This is a genomic window from Bradyrhizobium pachyrhizi, from assembly GCF_029714545.1.
Taxonomy (GTDB): Bacteria; Pseudomonadota; Alphaproteobacteria; order Rhizobiales; family Xanthobacteraceae; genus Bradyrhizobium; species Bradyrhizobium pachyrhizi.
This window is the reverse complement of sequence record NZ_CP121667.1, coordinates 5,848,967-5,871,261: the sequence shown is the minus strand read 5'-3', so window position 1 is coordinate 5,871,261 and position 22,295 is coordinate 5,848,967. Positions and strand designations below refer to the sequence as shown.

General features: G+C 64.7%; 23 protein-coding genes. 10 read left to right on the top strand and 13 right to left on the bottom strand.

Features of this window, described 5'->3' with window-relative positions; all coding sequences use genetic code 11:
* Nucleotides 1-168: 168 nt before the first annotated feature.
* On the top strand, nucleotides 169-2,400 hold the full coding sequence (gene purL / locus QA639_RS27895; RefSeq protein WP_157343239.1) for a phosphoribosylformylglycinamidine synthase subunit PurL: 2,232 nt from the start codon (nucleotides 169-171) through the stop codon (nucleotides 2,398-2,400).
* A gap of 90 nt (nucleotides 2,401-2,490) precedes the next feature.
* Here the strand turns inward: purL and QA639_RS27890 are convergent, their stop codons facing one another.
* Entirely contained in the window at nucleotides 2,491-2,751 is a 261-nt protein-coding gene (locus QA639_RS27890) for a GlsB/YeaQ/YmgE family stress response membrane protein (RefSeq protein WP_016843463.1), read from the bottom strand.
* Between the two features lie 109 nt (nucleotides 2,752-2,860).
* Nucleotides 2,861-3,337 carry a redox-sensitive transcriptional activator SoxR gene (soxR, locus tag QA639_RS27885; protein WP_157343241.1) on the bottom strand — a complete coding sequence of 159 codons (477 nt, stop codon included), beginning with the start codon at nucleotides 3,335-3,337 and terminating at the stop codon, nucleotides 2,861-2,863.
* Between the two features lie 164 nt (nucleotides 3,338-3,501).
* Between soxR and QA639_RS27880 the strand changes: the two genes are divergently transcribed.
* Both QA639_RS27880 and QA639_RS27875 read left to right on the top strand, forming a co-directional pair.
* Entirely contained in the window at nucleotides 3,502-4,617 is a 1,116-nt protein-coding gene (locus tag QA639_RS27880; protein WP_157343242.1) for an efflux RND transporter periplasmic adaptor subunit, read from the top strand.
* 31 nt (nucleotides 4,618-4,648) lie between these two features.
* A complete protein-coding gene (locus QA639_RS27875) occupies nucleotides 4,649-7,729 on the top strand; it encodes an efflux RND transporter permease subunit (RefSeq protein WP_157343244.1) in 3,081 nt (1,026 codons plus the stop codon).
* 94 nt (nucleotides 7,730-7,823) lie between these two features.
* Here QA639_RS27875 and QA639_RS27870 read toward each other — a convergent pair whose 3' ends face one another.
* A complete protein-coding gene (locus tag QA639_RS27870) occupies nucleotides 7,824-9,008 on the bottom strand; it encodes an acyltransferase family protein (RefSeq protein ID WP_157343246.1) in 1,185 nt (394 codons plus the stop codon).
* Between the two features lie 187 nt (nucleotides 9,009-9,195).
* Here QA639_RS27870 and QA639_RS27865 point away from each other — a divergent pair, with 187 nt between their 5' ends.
* Nucleotides 9,196-9,369 carry a DUF1328 domain-containing protein gene (locus tag QA639_RS27865; protein WP_028336759.1) on the top strand — a complete coding sequence of 58 codons (174 nt, stop codon included), beginning with the start codon at nucleotides 9,196-9,198 and terminating at the stop codon, nucleotides 9,367-9,369.
* A gap of 129 nt (nucleotides 9,370-9,498) precedes the next feature.
* On the opposite strand, the gene QA639_RS27860 is transcribed toward QA639_RS27865, so the two are convergent.
* Entirely contained in the window at nucleotides 9,499-9,858 is a 360-nt protein-coding gene (locus tag QA639_RS27860; RefSeq protein WP_028336760.1) for a DUF427 domain-containing protein, read from the bottom strand.
* A gap of 226 nt (nucleotides 9,859-10,084) precedes the next feature.
* Between QA639_RS27860 and QA639_RS27855 the strand changes: the two genes are divergently transcribed.
* The gene (locus tag QA639_RS27855; RefSeq protein ID WP_016843470.1) at nucleotides 10,085-10,321 is read left to right on the top strand and encodes a BolA family protein; all 237 of its coding nucleotides are present in this window, start codon (nucleotides 10,085-10,087) and stop codon (nucleotides 10,319-10,321) included.
* Between the two features lie 33 nt (nucleotides 10,322-10,354).
* Complete coding sequence (locus QA639_RS27850; RefSeq protein WP_038377820.1) at nucleotides 10,355-11,536, top strand: low temperature requirement protein A; 1,182 nt, start codon at nucleotides 10,355-10,357, stop codon at nucleotides 11,534-11,536.
* Between the two features lie 9 nt (nucleotides 11,537-11,545).
* Here QA639_RS27850 and QA639_RS27845 read toward each other — a convergent pair whose 3' ends face one another.
* Genes QA639_RS27845 through egtB form a run of 3 tightly spaced genes read right to left on the bottom strand, consistent with a single transcriptional unit; the run spans nucleotide 11,546 to nucleotide 14,245 of the window.
* Nucleotides 11,546-11,941, bottom strand: a complete 396-nt coding sequence (locus QA639_RS27845; protein ID WP_157343249.1) for a DUF4345 domain-containing protein — start codon at nucleotides 11,939-11,941, stop codon at nucleotides 11,546-11,548.
* Between the two features lie 28 nt (nucleotides 11,942-11,969).
* Nucleotides 11,970-12,938 (bottom strand): L-histidine N(alpha)-methyltransferase, encoded by a 969-nt coding sequence (gene egtD, locus QA639_RS27840; RefSeq protein WP_283087745.1) that lies wholly within the window; start codon nucleotides 12,936-12,938, stop codon nucleotides 11,970-11,972.
* Nucleotides 12,939-12,991: 53 nt separating this feature from the next.
* Nucleotides 12,992-14,245 (bottom strand): ergothioneine biosynthesis protein EgtB, encoded by a 1,254-nt coding sequence (gene egtB, locus QA639_RS27835; protein ID WP_283087744.1) that lies wholly within the window; start codon nucleotides 14,243-14,245, stop codon nucleotides 12,992-12,994.
* Nucleotides 14,246-14,538: 293 nt separating this feature from the next.
* Here egtB and grxD point away from each other — a divergent pair, with 293 nt between their 5' ends.
* The 4 genes from grxD to QA639_RS27815 all read left to right on the top strand — a co-directional run bounded on the left by grxD (nucleotide 14,539) and on the right by QA639_RS27815 (nucleotide 18,118).
* Nucleotides 14,539-14,871 carry a Grx4 family monothiol glutaredoxin gene (gene grxD / locus QA639_RS27830; RefSeq protein ID WP_028336765.1) on the top strand — a complete coding sequence of 111 codons (333 nt, stop codon included), beginning with the start codon at nucleotides 14,539-14,541 and terminating at the stop codon, nucleotides 14,869-14,871.
* The gene (locus QA639_RS27825) at nucleotides 14,868-15,419 is read left to right on the top strand and encodes an O-acetyl-ADP-ribose deacetylase (protein ID WP_028336766.1); all 552 of its coding nucleotides are present in this window, start codon (nucleotides 14,868-14,870) and stop codon (nucleotides 15,417-15,419) included. Before grxD ends, QA639_RS27825 begins: the two co-directional genes overlap by 4 nt.
* 49 nt (nucleotides 15,420-15,468) lie before the next feature.
* The gene (locus tag QA639_RS27820; RefSeq protein WP_283087743.1) at nucleotides 15,469-16,752 is read left to right on the top strand and encodes a serine hydrolase domain-containing protein; all 1,284 of its coding nucleotides are present in this window, start codon (nucleotides 15,469-15,471) and stop codon (nucleotides 16,750-16,752) included.
* 103 nt (nucleotides 16,753-16,855) lie between these two features.
* A complete protein-coding gene (locus QA639_RS27815) occupies nucleotides 16,856-18,118 on the top strand; it encodes a serine hydrolase domain-containing protein (RefSeq protein WP_283090633.1) in 1,263 nt (420 codons plus the stop codon).
* Between the two features lie 121 nt (nucleotides 18,119-18,239).
* On the opposite strand, the gene QA639_RS27810 is transcribed toward QA639_RS27815, so the two are convergent.
* From QA639_RS27810 to QA639_RS27785, 6 genes are all read right to left on the bottom strand, one after another.
* A complete protein-coding gene (locus tag QA639_RS27810; protein ID WP_283087742.1) occupies nucleotides 18,240-19,307 on the bottom strand; it encodes a threonine aldolase family protein in 1,068 nt (355 codons plus the stop codon).
* A gap of 39 nt (nucleotides 19,308-19,346) precedes the next feature.
* The gene (locus tag QA639_RS27805) at nucleotides 19,347-19,625 is read right to left on the bottom strand and encodes a type II toxin-antitoxin system RelE/ParE family toxin (RefSeq protein ID WP_283087741.1); all 279 of its coding nucleotides are present in this window, start codon (nucleotides 19,623-19,625) and stop codon (nucleotides 19,347-19,349) included.
* Nucleotides 19,622-19,849 (bottom strand): hypothetical protein, encoded by a 228-nt coding sequence (locus QA639_RS27800; protein WP_283090632.1) that lies wholly within the window; start codon nucleotides 19,847-19,849, stop codon nucleotides 19,622-19,624. Before QA639_RS27800 ends, QA639_RS27805 begins: the two co-directional genes overlap by 4 nt.
* Before the next feature lie 119 nt (nucleotides 19,850-19,968).
* The gene (rpsD, locus tag QA639_RS27795; RefSeq protein ID WP_028336771.1) at nucleotides 19,969-20,586 is read right to left on the bottom strand and encodes a 30S ribosomal protein S4; all 618 of its coding nucleotides are present in this window, start codon (nucleotides 20,584-20,586) and stop codon (nucleotides 19,969-19,971) included.
* A gap of 270 nt (nucleotides 20,587-20,856) precedes the next feature.
* On the bottom strand, nucleotides 20,857-21,642 hold the full coding sequence (locus QA639_RS27790; RefSeq protein ID WP_283087740.1) for an acyltransferase: 786 nt from the start codon (nucleotides 21,640-21,642) through the stop codon (nucleotides 20,857-20,859).
* Between the two features lie 119 nt (nucleotides 21,643-21,761).
* Nucleotides 21,762-22,151: a cupin domain-containing protein gene (locus QA639_RS27785; RefSeq protein ID WP_028336773.1), complete on the bottom strand. Its 390-nt coding sequence runs from the start codon at nucleotides 22,149-22,151 to the stop codon at nucleotides 21,762-21,764.
* Nucleotides 22,152-22,295: the final 144 nt, after the last annotated feature.

The following is a 22,295-nucleotide window of genomic DNA, read 5'->3' as shown; positions in this document are numbered from 1 at the left end:
ATGGCCTTCAATTATCGGGTTCGGGTCCTTAAATCCGATCCATCCCCGTTGTGCAAATCCCGGGACCAAATCCCGGGGCGCGGCCAGCTGCCGCAAAGCTCTGGACAGGCCGGAAATGGGCCCTAAAAGGCCTTTTCGCCCCCGTTCTATCTACCTATTAAGGGTCCCATGAACGCGCCCAAGAACGACCCCAAGAACGAGCCCCAAATCACCCCCGAACTCGTCGCCGCCCACGGGCTGAAGCCGGACGAGTACGAGCGCATCCTGAAGCTGATCGGGCGGGTTCCGACCTTCACCGAACTCGGCATCTTCTCGGCGATGTGGAACGAGCATTGCTCGTACAAGTCGTCGCGCATCCATCTGCGCGGGCTGCCGACCAAGGCCCCCTGGGTGATCCAGGGTCCCGGCGAGAATGCCGGCGTGATCGACATCGGCGACGGGCAGGCCGTGGTCTTCAAGATGGAGAGTCACAACCACCCGAGCTACATCGAGCCCTACCAGGGCGCGACCACCGGCGTCGGCGGCATCCTGCGCGATGTCTTCACCATGGGCGCGCGCCCGATCGCCTGCCTGAACGCGCTGAGCTTCGGTGCGCCCGAGCACCCCAAGACCCGGCATCTGGTGTCCGGCGTGGTCGCGGGCGTCGGCGGCTACGGCAATTCCTTCGGCGTGCCGACGGTCGGCGGCCAGGTTCGTTTCCACACCCGCTACGACGGCAACATCCTGGTCAATGCCATGGCGGTCGGCCTCGCCGACGCCGACAAGATCTTCTACGCGGCGGCCTCCGGCGTGAACATGCCGATCGTCTATCTCGGCTCCAAGACCGGCCGCGACGGCATCCACGGCGCCTCGATGGCCTCGGCTGAATTCGACGACGCCTCCGAGGAGAAGCGCCCGACCGTGCAGGTCGGCGATCCCTTCGCCGAGAAGCTGCTGCTGGAGGCCTGCCTCGAGATCATGGAAAAGGGTTGCGTGATCGCGATCCAGGACATGGGCGCGGCGGGCCTGACCTGCTCTGCGGTCGAGATGGGCGCCAAGGGCGATCTCGGCGTCGAGCTCGACCTCAGCGCGGTGCCGACCCGCGAGACCGGCATGAGCGCCTACGAGATGATGCTCTCGGAGAGTCAGGAGCGCATGCTCATGGTGCTGAAGCCCGAGAAGGAGCAAGAGGCCGAGGCGATCTTCCGCAAATGGGGGCTCGATTTCGCCATCGTCGGCTACACCACGCCGACCAAGCGCTTCGTCGTCAAGCATGCCGGCGACGTGATGGCCGATCTGCCGATCAAGGAGCTCGGCGACGAGGCACCGGTCTACGACCGTCCGCACGTCGCCTCGAATGCGCTGCCGGTGATCCGCGGCCAGGACGTCAAGCCGCCGCTCGGCATCGCGGAGGCGCTGGAAAAGCTGATCGGCACGCCCGAGCTGTGCTCGAAGCGCTGGGTGTGGGAGCAGTACGACCACGTCATCCTCGGCAATACCATGCAGCGCCCCGGCGGCGATGCCGCGGTGGTTCGCGTCGAGGACGGACCGAAGGGCCTTGCGCTCACCGTCGACGTCACGCCGCGCTATTGCGAGGCCGATCCGTTCGAGGGCGGCAAGCAGGCGGTCGCGGAAGCCTGGCGCAACATCACTGCGGTCGGCGGCCGGCCGCTCGCGATCACCGACAATCTCAACTTCGGCAATCCTGAACGGCCTGAAATCATGGGCCAGTTCGTCGGCTGCCTGAAGGGCATTTCGGAGGCCTGCCGCACGCTGGATTTCCCGGTCGTGTCCGGCAACGTCTCGCTCTACAACGAGACCAACGGCCGCGGCATCCTGCCGACGCCCTCGATCGGCGGTGTCGGTCTGCTCGACGACTTCACCAGGTCCGCGACCCTGGCGTTCAAGGCGGCCGGCGAGGCGATCCTCTTGGTTGGCGACACGCAGGGCTGGCTCGGCCAGTCGGTCTATCTGCGCGACGTCTGCGGCCGCGAGGAGGGCGCACCGCCGCTGGTCGATCTCGCCGCCGAGAAGCGCAATGGCGACGTGGTGCGCGGCATGATCCATGCCGGCACCGCGACCGCGGTGCACGACGTCTCCGACGGCGGTCTTTTGATCGCGCTCGCCGAAATGGCGATCGCAAGTGGCATCGGCGCGCAGCTCCTGGCCGCACCGTCCTCGATCGTGCCGCACGCCTACTGGTACGGCGAGGATCAGGCCCGCTACATCGTCACCGTGCCGGCCGCCGACGCAGGCCTCGTGCTGGCCAAGATGAAGGGCGCCGGTGTGCCCTGCGCGCGCATCGGCACCACCGGCGGCGACGCGATTGCGGTGGCTGGCGAGCAGCCGGTTGCGGTCGAAAGCCTGTCGCGCGCCTTCGAGTACTGGCTGCCGAACTACATGCACAGCACCGCCGCCTGATCCGGCTGGACCAGGCGCTGCAAAGCAACGATCTCAATAGCGCGATGATCCCGTCATCGCGCTATTGCTTTTTGTCCAAGCATGATCGCTTCAGGTCGCGCCGCGGACCGCGCGCCAGGCAAAGATGATGATGCAGGCGCCGATGAAGCCGGCGACGAGATAGCTGAGCCAGCCTCCGCCGAGCGATACGCCGAGCAGACCCAACAGCCAGTTCGCCAGCGCGGCGCCGACGATGCCGAGGATGATATTCATGAAGATGCCGGTTCCGGACTTCATGAACATCTCGGCGAGCCAGCCCGCCAGTCCGCCGACGATGATGGCGGCGATCCATCCAACTTGAGGGTCGTTCATCTCAGGACTCTCCTTGAGGTCAGGCAGTCCGGCCATCATACCTGAGAATCACTTGGCGGGATGTGACCAAAGGCAGGTTGTGCGCAACTTGTCGGCCGCGAAAATGCCGTCAGCCCCGCCGCTTGCGCCGTGCCCGGCGTTCGGCTGCGGTGATCAGGATGCGCGGGCCGGGCCCCTGGGCGCCGAGCTTGTCGTCGCAATTGCGCAGCGGGCAATCGGTCACCGACAGGCAGCCGCAACCGATGCAGTTGAACAGCTTGTCGCGGAGGTCGGTGAGATCGTTGATGCGCTGCTCCAGCGTCTCGGTCCAGGCGCGCATCGCGCGCTCCCATTCGCGCACGGTCGGCGCGCGATCGAGCGGTATCGCGGCGAAGGTCTGCCTGATCTCTTCCAGCGGGATCCCCGCGCGCTGCGCGATCCTGATCACCGCGATCCGCCGCAGCACGCCGCGCATGTAGCGGCGCTGGTTGCCGCCGGTGCGGTGGCTCGCGATCAGTCCCTTGCTCTCGTAGAAGTGAAGGGTGGAGACGGCAAGTCCGCTGCGCCGCGCCACCTCGCCGACTGAAAGCTCCTGCGCAAGCGTCATTGACCAAGCAATCCCGGATCAGAAGTCCTGCATTGGAAGTCCTGCACTAGAAGACTTGCAAGCTGCCAGCCTTGACCTCAACCATACTTGAGGTTCTATATCAGTTGCGGGCTTGCAGGGGCAAGCTTCCGGCCGACACGCCGGGGTTCGTTCTTGGAAGCGATATGCCGTCCGCATCATTTTCCTCGCGCCGCTGGCTCGGGCTTCGTGCCAGGCCGTTCGGCATCACCGTTCTGTTGCTCGGCTGTGCCGTGGCCGGCTTGTTTGCCTGGCGCGCAGGCGGATCCAGCGCCTCGGCCAAGCCTACCGCCGAAGCCCCGCCGACGCCGGTCGCGGCGATGGTGGTGCGGACCGAAACCTTGCCGCGGTCGATCGAGGCGATCGGCTCGCTGCAGGCGGTGCGGCAGGTGATTCTGGCGCCGGAGGTTGCCGGCCGCGTCACCGCGATCAATTTCGATGCCGGCACCGATGTCGCCGAGGGCGCGCCGCTGGTGCAGCTCTATGACGCGCCGCTGCGCGCCGCGCGTGCGGTTGCGGTCTCCAAGGGACGCTTCGCGCAATTGCAGGAGAAGCGCTCGCAGGGCCTCGCGCCGTCCGGCTTCGTGACCCAGGAGACGCTGCAGCAGCGGCAGGAGGATCTGAAGCAGGCCGACGCCTCGCTCGACCAGCTCGATGCGCAGATCGCGCAGATGACGATCCGCGCGCCGTTCGCGGGCCAGATCGGTCTGCGCAAGGTCAACCTCGGCCAATACGTCAATGCCGGCGACGCGCTCGCGACGCTGACCGCGCTCGACCAGCTCTATGCCAATTTCACCGTTCCGCAGCAGCGCCTGTCAAATCTGAAGGTGGGAGGCGCGGTGACGATCCGTACCGATGCTTTCCCCGATCGGGTGTTCGAGGCCAAGATCAACGCCATCGAGCCGCAGGTCGCCGAGGACACCCGCAATGTCCTCGTGCAAGCCCTGTTTCCCAATCCCGACCGGCTGCTGCGGCCGGGCCTCTTCGTGATGGTGAACGTCGTGCTGTCGCCGCAGGCGGACGCCATCGTGGTGCCGGTTACCGCGATCCAGACCAGCGCATCCGGCGAGAGCGTGCTGGTCGTGCGCGACAACAAGGCGGTCGGCGTCGCGGTGAAGACCGGGCAACGGATCGGCGAGCGTGTCGTGGTGGAGCAGGGGCTTGCGCCCGGCGATCACATTGTCACCGCGGGCCAGCTCCGCGTCATGCCCGGCGCGGCCGTCCAGACGACCATGGCGGAGACGCCGGAGAAGGGACGCTGACCCGCGAGCGGCGCGCCCAAAGGCAAGCATCATGCATTTCACCGACATCTTCATCCGCCGGCCGATCCTGGCGACGGTCGTCAGCCTGCTGATCCTGTTGATCGGCACCGCAGCGATGGTCTCGCTGCCGGTGCGGCAATATCCCAACATGGAGAGCGCGACGATCCAGGTCGACGTCTCGTTCCCCGGTGCGACCCAGGACGTGATGCAGGGCTTCGTCACGTCCGTCATCGCGCAGTCGATCGCGACCGCCAACGGCATCGAGTACATGACGTCGAACTCGACGCTCGGCCTCAGCCAGATCAAGGCCAAGCTGGTGCTCAACGCCAATGCCGACCGCGCCATGACCGAGGTGCTCGCCAAGGTGCAGCAGGTCAAGTACCGGATGCCGGCCGGCGTGTTCGACCCTGTCATCACCAAGATCACCGACGGCGCGTCGGCGGTGCAGTACATCGCCTTCACCAGCGACACGCTGACGCCGGCGCAGATCACCGACTTCGCGACCCGCGTGGCGCAGCCGCTGCTCACCTCGGTGCCCGGCGTGGCGTCGGCCGACACCTCGGGCGGATCGTCGCTGGCGATGCGGGTGTGGATCGATCCGTTCAAGCTCGCGGCACGCGGGCTGACCGCGGCCGATATCTCCGCCGCGCTGCGGTCCAACAACGTGCAGGCGGCGCCGGGGCGGCTGCGCGGCGAGATGACCGTCACCAACATCACCGCGGCGACCGATCTGCGTAATCTCGACGATTTCCGCAAGATGGTGATCAAGACCGGCGCCGGTGGCGGGGGCCTGGTGCGGCTCGGCGACGTCGCCACCCTCGAGATCGGCGGCGAGAATTACGATTCCAACGCGCGCGACAGCGGCAGGCCCACCGTCTACATCGCGGTGCAGCCGACCCCCGACGGCAATCCCCTGGAGATCGTCGCCGCCACTGCCAAGGTGATCGAGGACCTCAACCGTGTGGCGCCGCCCGGTTTGAGGGTCGCCGACGTCTTCAACATCGTGCACTTCGTCAAGGCCTCGATATCGGAGGTGCAGCATTCGCTGGCCGAGGCCATCGCGATCGTGGTGGTGGTGATCCTGCTGTTCCTGGGCTCGTTCCGCTCCGTGCTGATCCCTGTGGTCACCGTGCCGCTGTCGCTGGTCGGCACCGCCGCGATGATGCTGGCGCTCGGCTTCTCGATCAATCTGCTGACCCTGCTCGCGATGGTGCTGGCGATCGGGCTCGTGGTCGACGACGCCATCGTGGTGGTGGAGAACATCCATCGCCACATCGAGGAAGGACGGAGCCCCGGCGACGCGGCCCTGATCGGCGCGCGCGAGATCATCGGTCCCGTGATCGCGATGACGATCACGCTCGCCGCGGTCTATGCGCCGATCGGCCTGATGGGTGGCCTGACCGGCAGCCTGTTCCGCGAATTCGCCTTCACGCTGGCGGGCTCGGTGGTGGTCTCGGGCGTCATCGCTTTGACCTTGTCGCCGATGATGAGCGCGCAGCTGCTCGGCGAAGCCACCTCGCACGGCCGGTTTGCCCGCTTTGTCGAGCATCAGTTCTCAAGGCTGTCGCGCGGCTATGGCCGGCTGCTGGCCGCGACGCTCAAGATGCGCGCTGCGGTGCTGCTGGTGGCATTCGGCGTGCTGGCGGCGATCGTGGTGCTGTTCCTCGGCAGCCAGCGCGAGCTCGCGCCCTCCGAGGACCAGGGCTATGTGTTCACCGTGCTCCGCGCGCCGCAATATGCCAGCGTCGACTACACCACGCGCTCCTCCGACCAGATCGAGCAGCTGTTTCGCTCGTTTCCCGAATACCACGCGAGTTGGTTCATCAACGGTACCGACGGGCAGAACCATGCCTTCGGCGGCATCACCCTGACCGATTGGGACAAGCGCAAGCGCTCGGCCGACGACATCCAGAACCAGCTCTACGGCATGTCCTACGGCGTGCTCGGCGCCAGCGTGACGCCGTTCCAGCCGGCGGCGCTGCCGGCGGCGACCGGCGGCCTGCCGTTCCAGATGGTGGTGCGTTCGGCCGGCGATTTCGCCACCATCTATCAGGAGGTCGAGACGCTGAAGGGGGCCGCATGGAAGAGCGGGCTGTTCGCCTTCGTCGACAGCGACCTCGCCTTCGACAGCCCGACCGCGCGGATCACCATCGATCACGCCAAGGCGGCCGAGGCCGGGGTCAGCATGCAGACCATCGCCGACACCCTCGCGGTGCTGGTCGGCGAGAACTATGTCAACCGCTTCAATTTCTTTGAACGCTCCTACGAGGTGATCCCGCAGGTGCGCCAGGCCGACCGGGTCACGCCGGAAGGGCTGGGAAACTTCAACGTCCGCTCGAGCTCGGGGCAGATGTTTCCGCTGTCGACGGTGATCAAGGTCAACGTCAAGCCGGAGCCGAACCGGCTGCCGCAGTTCAATCAGATGAACGCGGCGACGATCTCGGCGGTGCTGAAGCCCGGCGTCACCATGGGGCAGGCGGTGTCGTTCATGCAGGCGCAAAAGCTGTCGCCGGGGATGACCGTCGACTGGCTGTCGGACAGCCGGCAATATGTCCAGGAGGGCAACCGCCTCATCGTCACCTTCGGCATGGCGCTGATCGTGATCTTCCTGGTGCTGGCGGCGCAGTTCGAAAGTTTCCGCGATCCGCTGGTGATCATGGTCACGGTGCCGCTCGCGGTCTGCGGCGCGCTGCTGCCGCTGTATTTCGGCTTCACCACGCTGAACATCTACACCCAGATCGGCCTCGTCACCCTGATCGGGTTGATCTCCAAGCACGGCATCCTGATGGTGAGCTTTGCCAACGAGATCCAGCATCATGAAGGGCTCGACCGGGTCGCCGCGATCCAGAAGGCGGCCGCGGTGCGGATGCGGCCGGTGCTGATGACGACAGCCGCGATGGTCGCGGGCCTCGCGCCGCTGCTCTATGCCGACGGCGCCGGCGCGGCGAGCCGCTTCGCGATCGGCATCGTCGTGGTGATGGGCATGCTGATCGGCACGCTGTTCACGCTGTTCGTGCTGCCGACCTTCTACATCCTGATCGCCCGCGACCATCGCGCCGCAGCCGCTCCGCGGCTGGAAAGCGTGGCGGCGAGGGGCGAGATCGCAGCGTAGGGTGGAGTAGAGCGCAGCGAAACCCACCATCTCGATGCACGGCACGAAGGTGATGGGTTTCGCTGCGCTCTACCCATCCTACGGCCTCGTCGAACTAAAGCACGTATCTCGAGCCGGGAATCTTGCGCAGCACGGCTGTCGCGGCCCAGCTCAACGCCACGGTGGCGAAGAACGCGATCGCGGCCTTGGCGATCGCCGGCAGATCCATATCGAACAGCCAGTATTGCAGCCACAGCACGATCGGATAGTGCACCAGGAACATGCCGTAGGCGTCGCCCTGCATGCGGTCGAGCAGCGTCGGGCCCGACGATTTCGATTGCAGGAAGTAGGCCAGGATCGCGAACAGGATCGAGGCGCTGAACAGCACATAGAAGCTGCCGTAGATCGCGAGATACCAGCCGGGCAGCGGATCGGGGTTACCGATGATCATGCGCTTGATGTAGATCATCACCCACATCAAACAGTAGGGGATCAGCGTGATGCCGGTCCAGAACCAGCGCCGCTCGGTCAGCCGTCCGTGCGCGCTGAGCACGCCGCCCTCGAGGTTCGCCGCCCCGATTCCCGCGCCGATGAAGAAATAGGACGCGTACAGCAGCACGCGACTCGCCTGCACCGAAAACGGTCCGAACTCGAACCAGTAGTTCTGGCCGTAATGGACCAGCATCGGCAGGTAGGCGGCGGCACTGACGACGACGAGGAACAGCCAGAACTTCGAGGGACGTTGAAATCCCTTGATCGACAGACGGTTGATCGGATCGAGCAGACGCGGCGACACCCGGTACAGCAAGCTCGCCGTGAGGTCGAAGGCCATCAGGACATAGACGAACCAGATCGGGCCGCTTGGCCACGGCCCGACCGTCATGGTTTTCCACCAGAATTCGGAGAAGCTCAGTCCCGGCGTCGCGCGCAGCGCGATCGCGTAATAGGCGATCGGAATGACCGTGACCGCGCAGATCACGAATGGCAGGCCGAGCCGCAGGAGCCGGTCGCGCAGGAAGATCAGCCACGGCTTGTGGCCGAGCCCCGGCCAGACGAACAGCCCCGACAGGAAGAAGAACATCGCCATGAAGAAGCTGTCGGTGGCGAGCACGACGCAGTCGAAGCCGATCCACGATGTCGGGTCGGTGTGCCCGAAATAGGTGTAGGGGATCACCGCGTGATGCAGCAGCACGACCAGGGTCAGGAAGGTGCGCGCGCGATCGAGGGCAACATTGCGCTTGTGGAGCTTCGGTGCTGCCTGGATGTCGACGGCCGGAGCCGCGTGAGCAATCGATTTCATGGTGCCACCAGCCGGGTCTGCACCCTGATGTTGCAGTCGGGAACCCGATTCAGCAAGGCCCAATCGGCCGGATGGGGAAGTATCGAGGTCGGTCATCTCGGCGAGGCTGTTTCGGTTTTGGAACTGCGGTCGGGTGCCGGCGTTCTCGTCCGACCTGGCGGACACGCGCGGTTATGAGGAGCAGGCAATGACAATTCTGAAATGGGCGCTGATCTTCCTTGTCGTATCGATCATCGCGGGTTTGCTTGGCTTCACCGGCATTTCCGCCGCCTCCGCCGACATCGCCCGCTTTCTGTTCTATGTATTCGTCGTGATCTTCCTGGTGCTCCTGATCCTCGGGCTCACGGTCTTCAGGGTATAGCTGGGATCGGGCGCGAACGCTCCCGACGTCAAGCCCGGGCCTCGCCCGGGCATTGCCGTTCTGCAGGCTGGGCCAGCGCGCGACGGAAGGCCGGGCGAGGCCCGGCGCTTGCGGCAGGCGACGATGCCCCTAGGCGACTTCCTCGATCTTCACCTTGTCCGGATAGAAGGCGAGGTGGCCGGCGATCTCGGTCATGGCCGGGAAGGGCTCCTCATAGGTCCAGATCGCGTTGTCCAGCGTCTTGCCGTTGGCCTTGATGCTGAAGTAGCTCGCGTCCCCCTTGTACGGGCAATGCGTGGTCCGCTCGGTGCGGGTCAACAGCTCCATGTTGGCGTCCTGCCGGGGGACGTATTGCACGGCCGGATAGCTCGCTTCCTTCAAGGTCAGCGCATGGGTGGTCTCGGCGATCACGACGCCGTCGGCGGTGACGCGGACGCGCCTGGCATTGGGCGTGATCGTAATGGGATGATCGGGGCCGGGGAGCTTCATGATTCTGCGCCTCTTCTGGTCATTTCGGCGTGATGGCTTGTGACCGATTGATGCAGGTTTAAATCGCTGGGAATGGGAATATAGTGAGCCCGGGATGACCTAGAAGACCCCAAGCGCTAGGTTTTCTCCTTGGGTATATCTTTGGGTTTTATCCTTTGGCTTTATCCTTGGGCTTTACTTGGCCGATCTGGCCCTGATTCGAACGACCTGACGGAGGTGGACTGGGATGCCGATGGACGCCCGTGATATCGAATCGATGATCAAGGCAGCGATTCCCGATGCCGAGGTGACGATCCGCGATCTGGCCGGCGACGGCGACCACTACGCGGCCACTGTTATTTCCGAGTCATTCCGCGGCAAGTCCCGCGTCCAGCAGCACCAGATCGTTTACCAGTCGCTGAAGGGCCAGATGGGCGGCGTGCTGCACGCGCTGGCCCTGCAGACCGGCGTGCCGGAAGGCTAGGCCCGGCAAAGCTGCGGGCGGGGGCCTCGAGCGATGGTGGACAATCCACGCGGTGCGATGTTTCGCGTCATCGTGCCGAACCAGCACAGCCGCGTCACCAATGCCGAGCTGTTCTTCGACCTCGTCTTCGTCTTCGCCGTCACGCAGCTGTCGCATACGCTGCTGCACCACTTCACCCCACTTGGGGCGGTGCAGGTCACGCTGCTGTTCCTCGCGGTCTGGTGGGTGTGGGTCTACACCACCTGGGTCACTAACTGGCTCAATCCCGAGCTGACGCCGGTCCGCCTGCTGCTGTTTGTGCTGATGCTGGGCGGGCTGTTGCTGTCGACCTCGATACCGACCGCCTTCGAGGGCCGCGGGCTGTGGTTTGCCGGGACCTATGCGGCAATGCAGGTCGGCCGTACCGCGTTCTGGCTGCTGGCGACGCCGCGGCGCCGGACGGCGGTGCGCCACAACGCCATCCGCATCCTGACCTGGCTGTCCTGCTCGGCCGTGCTGTGGATTCTCGGCGGATTCGCCGAGCACGAGACGCGGATGTGGCTCTGGATTGCGGCGCTGACCATCGAATATATCGCGCCGGCCGCGCGGTTCTGGACCCCTGGACTCGGCTTTTCCTCGATCGAGGCGTGGTCGGTCGAGGGCGGCCACATGGCCGAGCGCTGCGCCGGCTTCATCATCATTGCGCTCGGCGAGGCCATCGTGGTCGATGGCGCGACCTTTGCCGAGCTGACCTGGACACCGGAGAACGTCGCCGCGTTCATCTCGGCGCTGGTCGGCAGCATCGCGATGTGGTGGATCTATTTCCACAAGGGCGCCGAGGCCGGCTCGGACATGATCTCCAAGTCAGAGGAATCCGGCCGCGTGGCGCGGATCGCGTATACCTATCTGCACATGCCGATCGTCGGCGGCATCATCCTCACCGCGGTGGCCGACGAACTGGTGCTGAAGCACCCGTCCGGTCATTCCGATCTGAACACGATCGTCAGCTCGGTCGGCGGGCCCATGCTGTTCCTGGTCGGGACCATCCTGTTCAAATATGTGATCCGCAACTTCCTCCAGCTCTCGCACGGCGTCGGCATCATCGCGCTGGCGATCACGGCCTATTTCGCCCGCGAGATGTCGCCGCTGGTGCTCTCGATCGTCACCACCGCGATCATGATCGTGGTCGCGGCGTGGGAGTCGATCTCGCTGCGCTCGACGGGGGAAGAGGAATAGCGGCCGCCGCTACTTGCGGCCGGCCGTTGCCACCAGGTGCTGCCAATAGACAAACAGCGGTGCGCCGATCACTTCGAGCGCGGTGAAGCCCACGAAGGGCAGCGGCGGCAAGCCGACCATCAGCATCGACAGCAGCCTGCCGACGCCGCCGAGGAAGATGCCGCCCCAGACCGCCCGAAACAGCACGCTCTCGCTTTCGATCCGCGGCACCAGCCAGAGCAGCGCGAGGCCGAGACCGAGCCAGACCCCACCGAAGAAGCGCAGATTGCTGTCGAGCACCGGCAGCGCTGGAACGCCCGCGGAGGCGTAGAGCGGATCGCTGACGCCCAGCATGGTGATGATGCCGGTCAGGATCGGGACCAGGGCGAGCAACGCCGTCGCGACCTGCAGCGGACGCCTGCCCATGATCGTGCCCCGTCTCTTGGTTTGGGCGCTAGTCCGCGACCAGCGCGTGCACCGAGAACATCGTGTTGGCGTCGGTCCAGCTCTCGCGCACCGTCCAGCCCGCGCTGCGGGCGAGCGCGGTGAAACGCTCGAGCGAGTATTTGTAGCTGTTCTCGGTGTGGATGCTCTCGCCGGGCCGGAACGCGAAGGTATTGCCGAGGATGCGCACGGTCTGCGCCTTGCGGCTGATCAGGTGCATCTCGATGCGATGGCGATCGCGGTTGTAGATCGAGCGGTGCGTGAATCCCGACAGATCGAAATTGCCGCCGAGCTCGCGGTTGATCCGAACCAGCACATTGAGGTTGAACCGCGCCGTGACGCCGGCTGCGTCGTTATAGGCGTCGTACAGCACGCGCTCGTCCTTCTCGAGGTCGACGCCGATGATCATCTGCGCGCCTTGGCCGAGGATTTTCCGCGCGCTGCGCAGGAAGGCCAAGGCCTCGCTCGGCTCGAAATTGCCGAGCGTCGAGCCGGGGAAGAAGCCGACCTTCGGCATCGCGGCGACGGCGTCGGGCAACGTGAACGGCGTGGTGAAATCGGCCGCGACCGGGTAGATGCCGAGGCCGGGGAAATCCTTCCGCAGCCCGTCGGCCTGGGCTTTCAGGAAATCGCCTGAGATATCGACCGGCACATAGGCTGCGAATTCGCAATGCTCGAGCAGCAGGCGCACCTTGGTGGTCGCGCCGGCGCCGAACTCGACCAGTGCCGCGCCGTCAGGGATGATTGCGGCGATCTCGTCGCCGCGGTCGCGCAGGATGCCAAGCTCGGTGCGCGTCGGATAATATTCCGGCAGCACCGTGATCTGCTCGAACAGCTCGGAGCCGGTGGCGTCGTAGAAATATTTCGGCGACAGCCGCTTCGGGTGACGGGCGAGATCGCCAATCACGTCGCCGGCAAACACCGATGTCGCTTCGTCGAACGGATACGCTTTGGCCAAAGCGGCGGCATGCACATTCATGATACTCTCCCGAACGCGCTTACCGACGCGTTATTGATGTCGACAGGACTCAATCAGGCATAGTCTGCGAGGCGTAACCCCGTGAATTGCCAGCGATGGTGTGGAAAGAAGAAGTTGCGATAGGTGACGCGGCTGTGACCTGAAGGCGTCGCCAGCGACGAGCCGCGCAGCACGAGCTGGTTGACCATGAACTTGCCGTTGTACTCACCGAGCGCGCCTTCGATCGCGCGGTAGCCCGGGTAGGGCGAATAGGAGCTGCGGGTCCATTGCCAGACGATGCCGTAGGCGTCGTTGAGCAGGCCGGCGCGCGCGGCGACCTCCCATTCCATCTCGGTCGGCAGGTGCTTGCCGGCCCATCGGGCGAAGGCGTCGGCCTCGTAATAGCTGACATGGCAAACCGGCGCGGACGGATCGATCGGCTGCAGGCCGCCCAACGTCATGATCCTCCATCCGCCGTCGATCTCGCGCCAATGGCCGGGTGCCTGCCAGCCCTCGTTGCTCACGGTACCAAAGCCATCCATCAGCCACAGCGTGGCGGTGGAATAGCCGCCGTCCTTCATGAAGGCGAGCCACTCAGCATTGGTGACGAGGTTCTTCGCGAGCTTGACCGGGCCGACCAAAGCCCGATGCGCGGGCTTTTCATTGTCGAAATGGAAGCTGTCGTCGCCATGGCCGACGGTGTGGATGCCTTCGTTGAGCGTCACCCATTCCTCAGGCCCGTGCTGCGACGCCGGGAAGCGCCACGCCGGATCGTAGGCCGGCGGGATCGGGTTCTGCGCGAAGGCATGCAGGATGTCGGTGTACATCAGCTCCTGATGCTGCTGCTCGTGATTGAGGCCGACCTCGACCAGCGGCACCAGCGCCTCGAGCTTTTCCAGCGTGGCGGTCTGGAAGAATTTCACGACCTCGGCGTCGACATGGCGGCGGTAGGCGGTGACTTCGTCGGCGGTCGGGCGGGTCAAATGGCCGCGCTGGTGGCGGGCGTGCCGCGGACCGGCGCTGACGTAATACGAATTGAACAGATAAGCGTAGTCCGGATGGAACGGCGTGTAGCCCTTGACGTGCTCGCCGAGCAGAAACTGCTCGAAGAACCAAGTGGTATGGGCGCGGTGCCACTTGGCGGGGCTCGCATCCGGCATCGACTGGATCAGCTGGTCTTCGGGCGACAGCGGTGCGGCCCGGCGCTCGGTCTCGTCACGGACGGCGCGATAGGCCTCCACCAGCCGCTGGGCGAGCGGGCCGGATTCGGAGGACAGTGACGGGGAGGCGGCGGGAACGGCGGCCGCGGCAGAGGCTGGTTTCGTCACAGGGGTCTCCGAATTCAGGGGAGAGAACGTTGCTTCGGCAAACTGGTTCCTGACGGACAGTTCGTCCTAGATAGGGGCTCCGTTACGGGAAAAAAGCCTCCCCCCGCGATGATATTGGGGCCGTCAGATAATCCCGGCCCATTTTGGGCGCCCGCAGCGCCCGGCGCATGCCAGATTTCCGCCATTTTGCTTTGGATGCACAATGGTTTGAGCTACATATATAGTCAGTCACGGGTTAGAAGGGCGGGCCGGCCGGTCAAGGCCTGAGAGCGTCGCCCCCGAAGGAAGCGAAAATGAGCATCGAGCAATTCATCGACAACGAAGTGAAGTCGAACGACGTCGTCCTGTTCATGAAGGGCACGCCGCAATTCCCGCAGTGTGGGTTTTCCGGTCAGGTCGTGCAGATCCTCGACCACATCGGCGTCGGCTACAAAGGCCTCAACGTTCTCGAATCCGCCGAGCTGCGCGACGGCATCAAGGTCTATTCGAATTGGCCGACGATTCCGCAGCTCTATGTGAAGGGCGAGTTCGTCGGCGGTTGCGACATCATCCGCGAGATGTTCCAGGCCGGCGAATTGCAGCAGCTGTTTGCCGACAAGGGCATCCCGGTCGACGTGGCTGCCTGACCTTGACGGCGCGCCAGATCGGCAAGGCGCGGCTCGAAGTCATCGTTACCGACATCACGACCCTGCGCGTTGACGCCATCGTCAACGCGGCCAATTCATCGCTGCTGGGCGGTGGCGGCGTCGACGGCGCGATCCATCGTGCCGCTGGCCCCGAGCTGCTCGCCGAGTGCCGCACCCTGCACGGCAGCAAGACCGGCGACGCCAAGATCACCAAAGGCTATCGGCTCCCGGCAAAGCACGTGATCCACGCCGTCGGCCCGATCTGGCACGGCGGCACCCAAAGCGAGGATGCGCTGCTCGCATCCTGCTATCGCCGCGGCATCGAGCTGTGCCACGCCAACCAGCTTGGCTCCATTGCATTTCCCGCCATCTCGACCGGCGTCTATCACTTCCCGCCGGACCGCGCCGCCGGCATCGCGGTCAAGGCCGTCGTCGATGCCCTGGCCGCCGCACCCGGCCTCACGCAGGTGATCTTTTGCTGCTTTTCCGCCCAAAGCGGCGAGCTTCATCAGAAGGTCCTGGACACCTTTGGCAGCCCTTGTGCCTGATGATACCGCCGCTACACTTCCCCGTGATTTCCGGGGAGGGATAATCCAAATGCATTCATTTCGTCTGACGTGCGCGGTCGCAGCCGCCGCGGTGGTGCTGGCGGCGCCGGCGTTCTCGCACACCGAGGGTACCTATGAGATTCCGGCGGGAGCCCATTTCAATCCCGCCAAGCTCGCCAAGATCAGCGAATTCTTCAAGAACGAGGTCGCGACCGGAAAGATTCCCGGCGCCATCGTCCTGATCCAGCAGCACGGCAAGCCGGTCTATCACGAGGCCTTCGGCGTGCAGGACGTGGCCAGCAAGGTGCCGATCACGGACAAGACCATCTTCCGGCTGGCTTCGATGTCCAAGTCGATCACCGCCGTCGTGTCGATGCAGCTGCTGCAGGAGGGGAAATACAAGCTCGACGATCCCGTCTCGAAGTACATCCCGTCCTTTGCCAACGTGAAGGTCGGGGTCGAGAAGAAGGCCGAGGACGGCACCAAGACGCTCGAGCTGGTGCCGCCAAAGCGGCCGATCACGATCCTCGATCTGATGACGCATACGTCGGGTATCACTTACGGCTTCTATGGCGACAGCCTGGTCCGCAAGGCCTACAAGGAAGCCAATATCTACGGCGGAGATTTCGATCTCGCTGAATTCGCCGAGCGGATCGCCAAGCTGCCGCTGCACAACCAGCCTGGCGCGCTCTGGCAATATGGCCATTCGACCGACATTCTGGCGCGCGTGATGGAGGTGGCCACCGGCGAGAAGCTCTCGACGATCGAGCACGAAAGGCTGCTCGACCCGCTCGGCATGAAGGACACCGGCTTCTTCATCACCGATCCCGAGAAGCAGAAGCTGATGGCCGAGCCGATGCCGAACGACAGCGACTTCCGGGTCGGCCGGGTCAACGATCCGACCAAGGTCAAGAAATGGGAATCCGCCAGCGGCGGCATGGTCTCGACCATGGCGGATTATTCGCGCTTCGCGCAGATGTTGCTTAACGGCGGCACCCTCGACGGCAAGACCATCCTGAAGCCTGAGACGTTCAAGGAGCTGACGACCGACCGCGTCGGGCCTGGCTCCGGCGTCGAGCGCGACTTTTTCTACTTCCCCGGCGATGGCTTCGGTTTCGGGCTTGGGATCGCGGTGCGTACCGATCCCGGCACTGCGAAGCCGCCGCCGCCCGGCGATCTCGGCGAGCTGAAATGGGACGGCGCCAGCGGCTGCTATTATGTCATCGACCGCAAGCAGGATTTCTTCTTCGTCCTGCTGGAGCAGACGCCGACCGAGCGTCAGCGCATCCAGCGGACGCTGAAGCAGCTCGTTTATGAAGCCATGGAAAACTAGAGCGCTTTCGAGCGAAGTGGATACCGGTTTGCGTGAAGAAACGCGTTGAAAAGAAGGGAATGACGGCATGATCCGATTCAGGCGGATCGGCTCATGCGCTCGCATGCGTGGGGGCCGCGCGTTCGTCGCGGCATTCGCGTTCGCGTTGGTCGCAACGGTTGCGAAGGCCGGCTCCGCGCGGCCGGCCGCGCACAGCTTCTCGGCGGAAGGCCTCGCCAAGGTTTCCGACTATGTCAGGAACGAGGTCGCGACTGGAAAGATCCCGGGCGCGATCCTGCTGCTGCAGCAACATGGCAAGCCGGTCTACTACGAGAAGTTCGGGGTTCGCGACGTCGCCACCGAATTCTCGATGAGCGCCGATACCATCTTCCGCCTCTATTCGATGTCGAAGCCGATCACCACGGTCATCGCGATGATGCTGGTCGAGGAAGGCAAGCTCGCGCTCGGCGATCCCGTGTCGAAATATATCCCGGCCTTTGCCGAAATGAAGGTCGGGGTGGAAAAGCGCGGCGATGAGGGCAAGATGGCGATGACGCTGGAGCCGCCGAGGCGCCCCATCACCATCGAAGACCTGATGCGCCACACTGCCGGCCTGCCTTACGGCTATTACGGCGGTGGTATCGTGAACAAGACCTACGCCGATGCCGGCCTGTTCAACAACGATCCCGACAATGCCGAATTCGTGGCGCGGCTCACGTCGCTGCCGCTCGCCGAACAACCCGGCACGCAATGGGACTACGGCCATTCCACCGACGTGCTCGGCCGCATCATCGAGGTGATCACGGGGAAATCGCTGTTTCAGGTCGAGAAGGAGCGGCTGCTCGGCCCGCTCGGGATGAACGAGACTGCGTTTTATGTCGCCGACCGGGCGAAATGGCCGCTGATCGCCGAGCCGATGCCGAAGGATCGCACCATCAGTCCGGTCGCCGATGTCCGCAATCCGCGCAAGCCGCTGCGATGGGAATCCGGCGGCGGCGGCATGGTCGGCACCATCGGCGACTATGCGCGCTTCTCGCAGATGCTGCTGAACGGCGGCAGCTATGAGGGCAGGCGCTATCTGAAGCCGGAGACCATCGCGCTGATGGCGAGGGACCATATCGGTCCGGAGACCGGCGTCGTGCGCGACCAGAACTACTATCCCGGTCCGAACTCCGGCTTCGGCCTCGGCTTCGCGGTCCGCACTTCGGTGCCGGCGAACACAGACTGGCCGCTGGGCGAGTATCGCTGGGACGGCGTCGGCGGCACCTTCTTCTTCATCGATCCCGCGGATGACCTGTTCGGGATCTTCATGGTGCAGACGCCGTCGCAGCGCGGCCGGATCCAGCAGGAGCTGAAGACGCTGATCTACCAGGCGATGGGACGGTAGACGCTTATCTTGTCGTTTCGTAGCCCGGATGGAGCGAAGCGCAATCCGGGGCGGTCCTGCTGTCGGATCGTGCTGTCCCGGATTTCGCTACGCTGCATCCGGGCTACGATTGCCGAGGTTGCTACGCCGCGCGCACGATGTCCCTGACGTGTCCGACTGCTTCCTCGATCATCGCCGCTGACACATCGAGATGCGTGCAGGCCCTGATCCGGCCGTCCATCATCGCCAGCGTCACGCCGCGCTTGCGCAACTCGGCGACCATCTTGTCGCCTGAGACGCCGGCGCCGTCGGGCTTGAAGAAGACGAGGTTGGTCTCCGGCGCCTGCACCGCGATGCCGTTGATCTGCGACAGGCCGCGCGCCAGCGCCCGCGCATTGGCATGGTCGTCGGCGAGGCGGTCGACATGGTGATCGAGCGCATGGATGCAGGCGGCGGCGCAGACGCCGGACTGCCGCATCGAGCCGCCGAGCCGCTGCTTCCAGCGCCAGACATCGTCGATGAACGCCCGGGTGCCGACGATCACGCCGCCGATCGGCGCCCCGAGGCCCTTGGAGAAATCGATCCAGGCGGAATCCCAGCCCGCCGTCATGTCGCGCGGCGAGATGCCGGAGGCGACGGTCGCATTGAGCAGCCGCGCGCCGTCCATGTGGGTGACAAGGCCGTGGGCCTTGGCGATGCGCACGACCTCGTCGAGCGCGGCCTTTTTCCAGATCGTGCCGCCGCCGATATTGGCGGTCTGCTCGACGCTGACGAGCACTTGCGGCGGCTGGTAGCGGGTGCGCGGATGCAGCGCGGCCTGGAAGGTGTCCGGCGTGAACTGGCCGTCATCTCCCGGCAGCTGCGTGATCTGGAAACCGCCGAGTGCGGCATGGGCGCCGCCCTCGCGCGCGATGATATGCGCGGTCGCATGCGCCAGGATCTCGTCGCCGGGGCGGCAATAGGCCAGCGTCGCCGCGACGTTGCACATCGTGCCCGACGGCATGAACACGGCGGCTTCCTTGCCGAGCAGATCGGCGACGCGGGCGCAGAGCTCATTGGTGGTCGGATCGTCCCCGACCTGTTCGTCGCCGACCTCCGCCTTCGCCATCGCCTCGCGCATCGCCGGCGTCGGCCTGGTCTGCGTGTCCGAGAGCAGGTTGATACGGACGGCGGGTGCCTTGGGATCGGGACGGGCAGGGGTGTAGTGCATGGGCTTTCCTCATCGCTCCGCTGGCGTGCGGAGTCGCCGCTAGCGTATAGGCCTCCGGGCAGCGTGACGAAACCGCATAATAATGATCTCGGTGGGCGTCACGCGATAGTCGATCAAGTAGGGGTATGGCGTGGCCGAAAGCCGGCGGACGCCTGGGCGACTTGTCGGGCGCCCCGCACGCGGCTGCTCCTGCAGCAGCGTGACAAGGGTCAGGATACGGTCGCGAACATGGACCGCCCCTTGAGGCGATCTTGCTTCGATGTAGGCGAGCGCTCGATCGATCTGGACAAGAGCCCGTCGCGTGTAACGGAGGTTCACAGCCCGTGCTTTGCCCACATCGCACGGACTTCCTCGACCGTTGCCAGCTCGCCGCGTGCAATCTCGGCGTCGGCTTCAGCCAGATCGGCGTCTTCTTCCGGCGTGAGCTGGAGCGGTGGTTGGTCGACGCCGGCAAGCTGCAGCATGATGCGCGCGAGCTCGTCCTGCTCTGTGTCAGGCAAGTTTGAAACTGTCTCGAAGGCCTGTTCGAGTAACCGGGTCATCGGCAAGAAACCTCAACGGGCAACCATCTGCCAAGTCCCGCGTATGATAGTCATCTTGTGGGCAAACAAAAAGGCCCCGGCAAAACCGGGGCCTTTCGGATCTCGCATGCGTGCTGTGATCAGCGCGAATAGAATTCGACGATCAGATGCGGCTCCATCTGCACCGGGAACGGCACATCCGAGAGGCCGGGGGTGCGCGCGAACGTCGCGGTCATCTTGGAGTGATCGACCTCGATGAAGTCGGGCACGTCACGCTCGGGGAGCTGGCTCGCTTCCAGCACCGGGGTCAGCTGCTTGGAGGCTTCCTTGACCTCAATGAGGTCGCCGACCTTCAGCTTGTAGCTGCCGATGTTGACCTTACGGCCGTTCACCTTGATGTGGCCGTGGTTGATGAACTGGCGGGCGGCGAACATCGTGGAGACGAACTTGGCGCGGTAGACCACGGTGTCGAGACGGCGCTCCAGGAGGCCGATCAGGTTCTCGCCGGTGTCGCCCTTCAGGCGGCTGGCTTCGACATAGATGCCATGGAACTGGCGCTCGGAAATGTTGGCGTAGTAGCCCTTGAGCTTCTGCTTGGCGCGCAGCTGCACGCCGAAGTCGGAGAGCTTGCCCTTGCGGCGCTGGCCGTGCTGGCCGGGGCCGTATTCGCGGCGGTTCACAGGGCTCTTCGGGCGGCCCCAGATATTCTGGCCCATGCGGCGATCAATCTTGTACTTCGCCTCACTGCGCTTTGTCATCGCGTCCTCTTTTGCATAGCCGTCGCACCCTGGCGGCCGGCGTTTGTCAGTTTCAGGTTTGAGGAGACGCGCCCTCCTGTGTACCGGCCAAAAGACCTGTACCGACAGGTCCGCCTCGAAAGCTCGGGGAGGACCACGGGTCGCGAAACGCATCGCGGGCCGAAAACCGACCCGCGAGCAAGGTGGTCTTAAGGAGAAAGTCCGGTTCTGTCAAACAAAACGCAGGGCATTTTGGGCCGAATCGGCGTCAAAATTGGCCGATTCTGCCCCTCAGAGACGGCTTCCGGCCGCCCGGACCAGCCGGGCATCGGCTTGCGGCCGGCCCGCGCCCAGTTCGGCGGCGATTTCGCCGCCCAGCACCTGCTCGAGGCGGATCAAGGTCTGCGCGATCAGGGCGGCGTCGCAGACCAGATGGTCCCAGCGCAGCACCACGTCGACAGTGTGGTCCGGCCTGATCACCCCATAGCTCAACAGGAATGGCCCCGGGCTCAGTGCGTGCAACTCGCCCGGGCCGTAGGCCGCGACCGAGGTCACGCCAAAGCTGCCGCAGAAATTGGCGCGCTGCCGGCCAAAATTCATCCCGATCGCCCACGCCAGGCGACGCAACGGAAGCGGCAGGCGGGTCACGCAGAGCATTTTGCGGAACGAGGGGATTTCGTGCAGGGGCGCGGTCTTGGCGCGGCGGATCAGCGCGTCGACCTCGGCGAGCGGCATCTCGTCGGCGGCACAGACGCGCTCGAACAGCACGCAGTCTTCGCCCTTCTCAACGCGCGCAATCGCCACCATGCCGACGCTGCGCGGCAGCTCGTAGAGACAAGGCCACGGCCATTTGACGTGCAGCGTGCGCAGCGTCGGCTCGGTCCTGGCGACCAGCGCGAATGCCTTGACGAAGATGGCGGCCCAGCCCGGTGCCTGCGCCGCGCGTGCACGGGCCTCGACGATTGCACGCAAGTTCAGGGTGCGCTTCAGGGAGACCAGCGGCACGCCGGCCGATGCATGCATCAGATCGGCGACGAGACGGCGCGGCAATGAAATCTGACGAAATTTACCGCGCATCCGTTCGATTCAGTTCCTTAGCAAACAGGCAAAAAATCAAAGGCCCGGCGAGCTCAAATGGTTGCTCGCCGCACCTGAAGCTCAGATGAACCAAGTGGTCGGAAACCAAGGGGTTCTGCTCACGGCGCTGGTTTTGCCAACGGCTCGCCGGCCTTGACCACGTAGACGCCGAGCACCTTGAGCGGCTTGTCGCCGGACGTCTTGGCGTCGTGCACCGCGCCTTCCGGGATCTGGTAGGAATCGCCCGCCTTCAGCTTCAACGGCGGTTTGCCGTCGATCAGAAGCTCGAGCTCGCCTTCGAGCACATAGCCGGTTTCAGCGCCGGGATGGGTGTGACGCCCCGACGCACCCCCGGCCGGAACCTCGGCGATCGCGGTGACCGTGTTGTAGCCCGGCGGAAAATCGACCTTCTGCAGCGGCGTCCGCTTGATGCCGCTCTGCTGCGCCAAGGCAGCGCCGGCACCGGCAAGGGCAATCACGGTGAGACCAAGCAGTAATTTCCTGAACATGGATTTTCCTCCCAACCCGCAAAACTCTAGCAGCGCGGAATCGCGGCGGAAAGCGTGCGATGTGTGATGTGCACTTGCGACGTTGGGATTAGTCCGTTCATCCAACAGCGTGGGTTTGTGCCGCTTATTCATGAGCTACTCAGG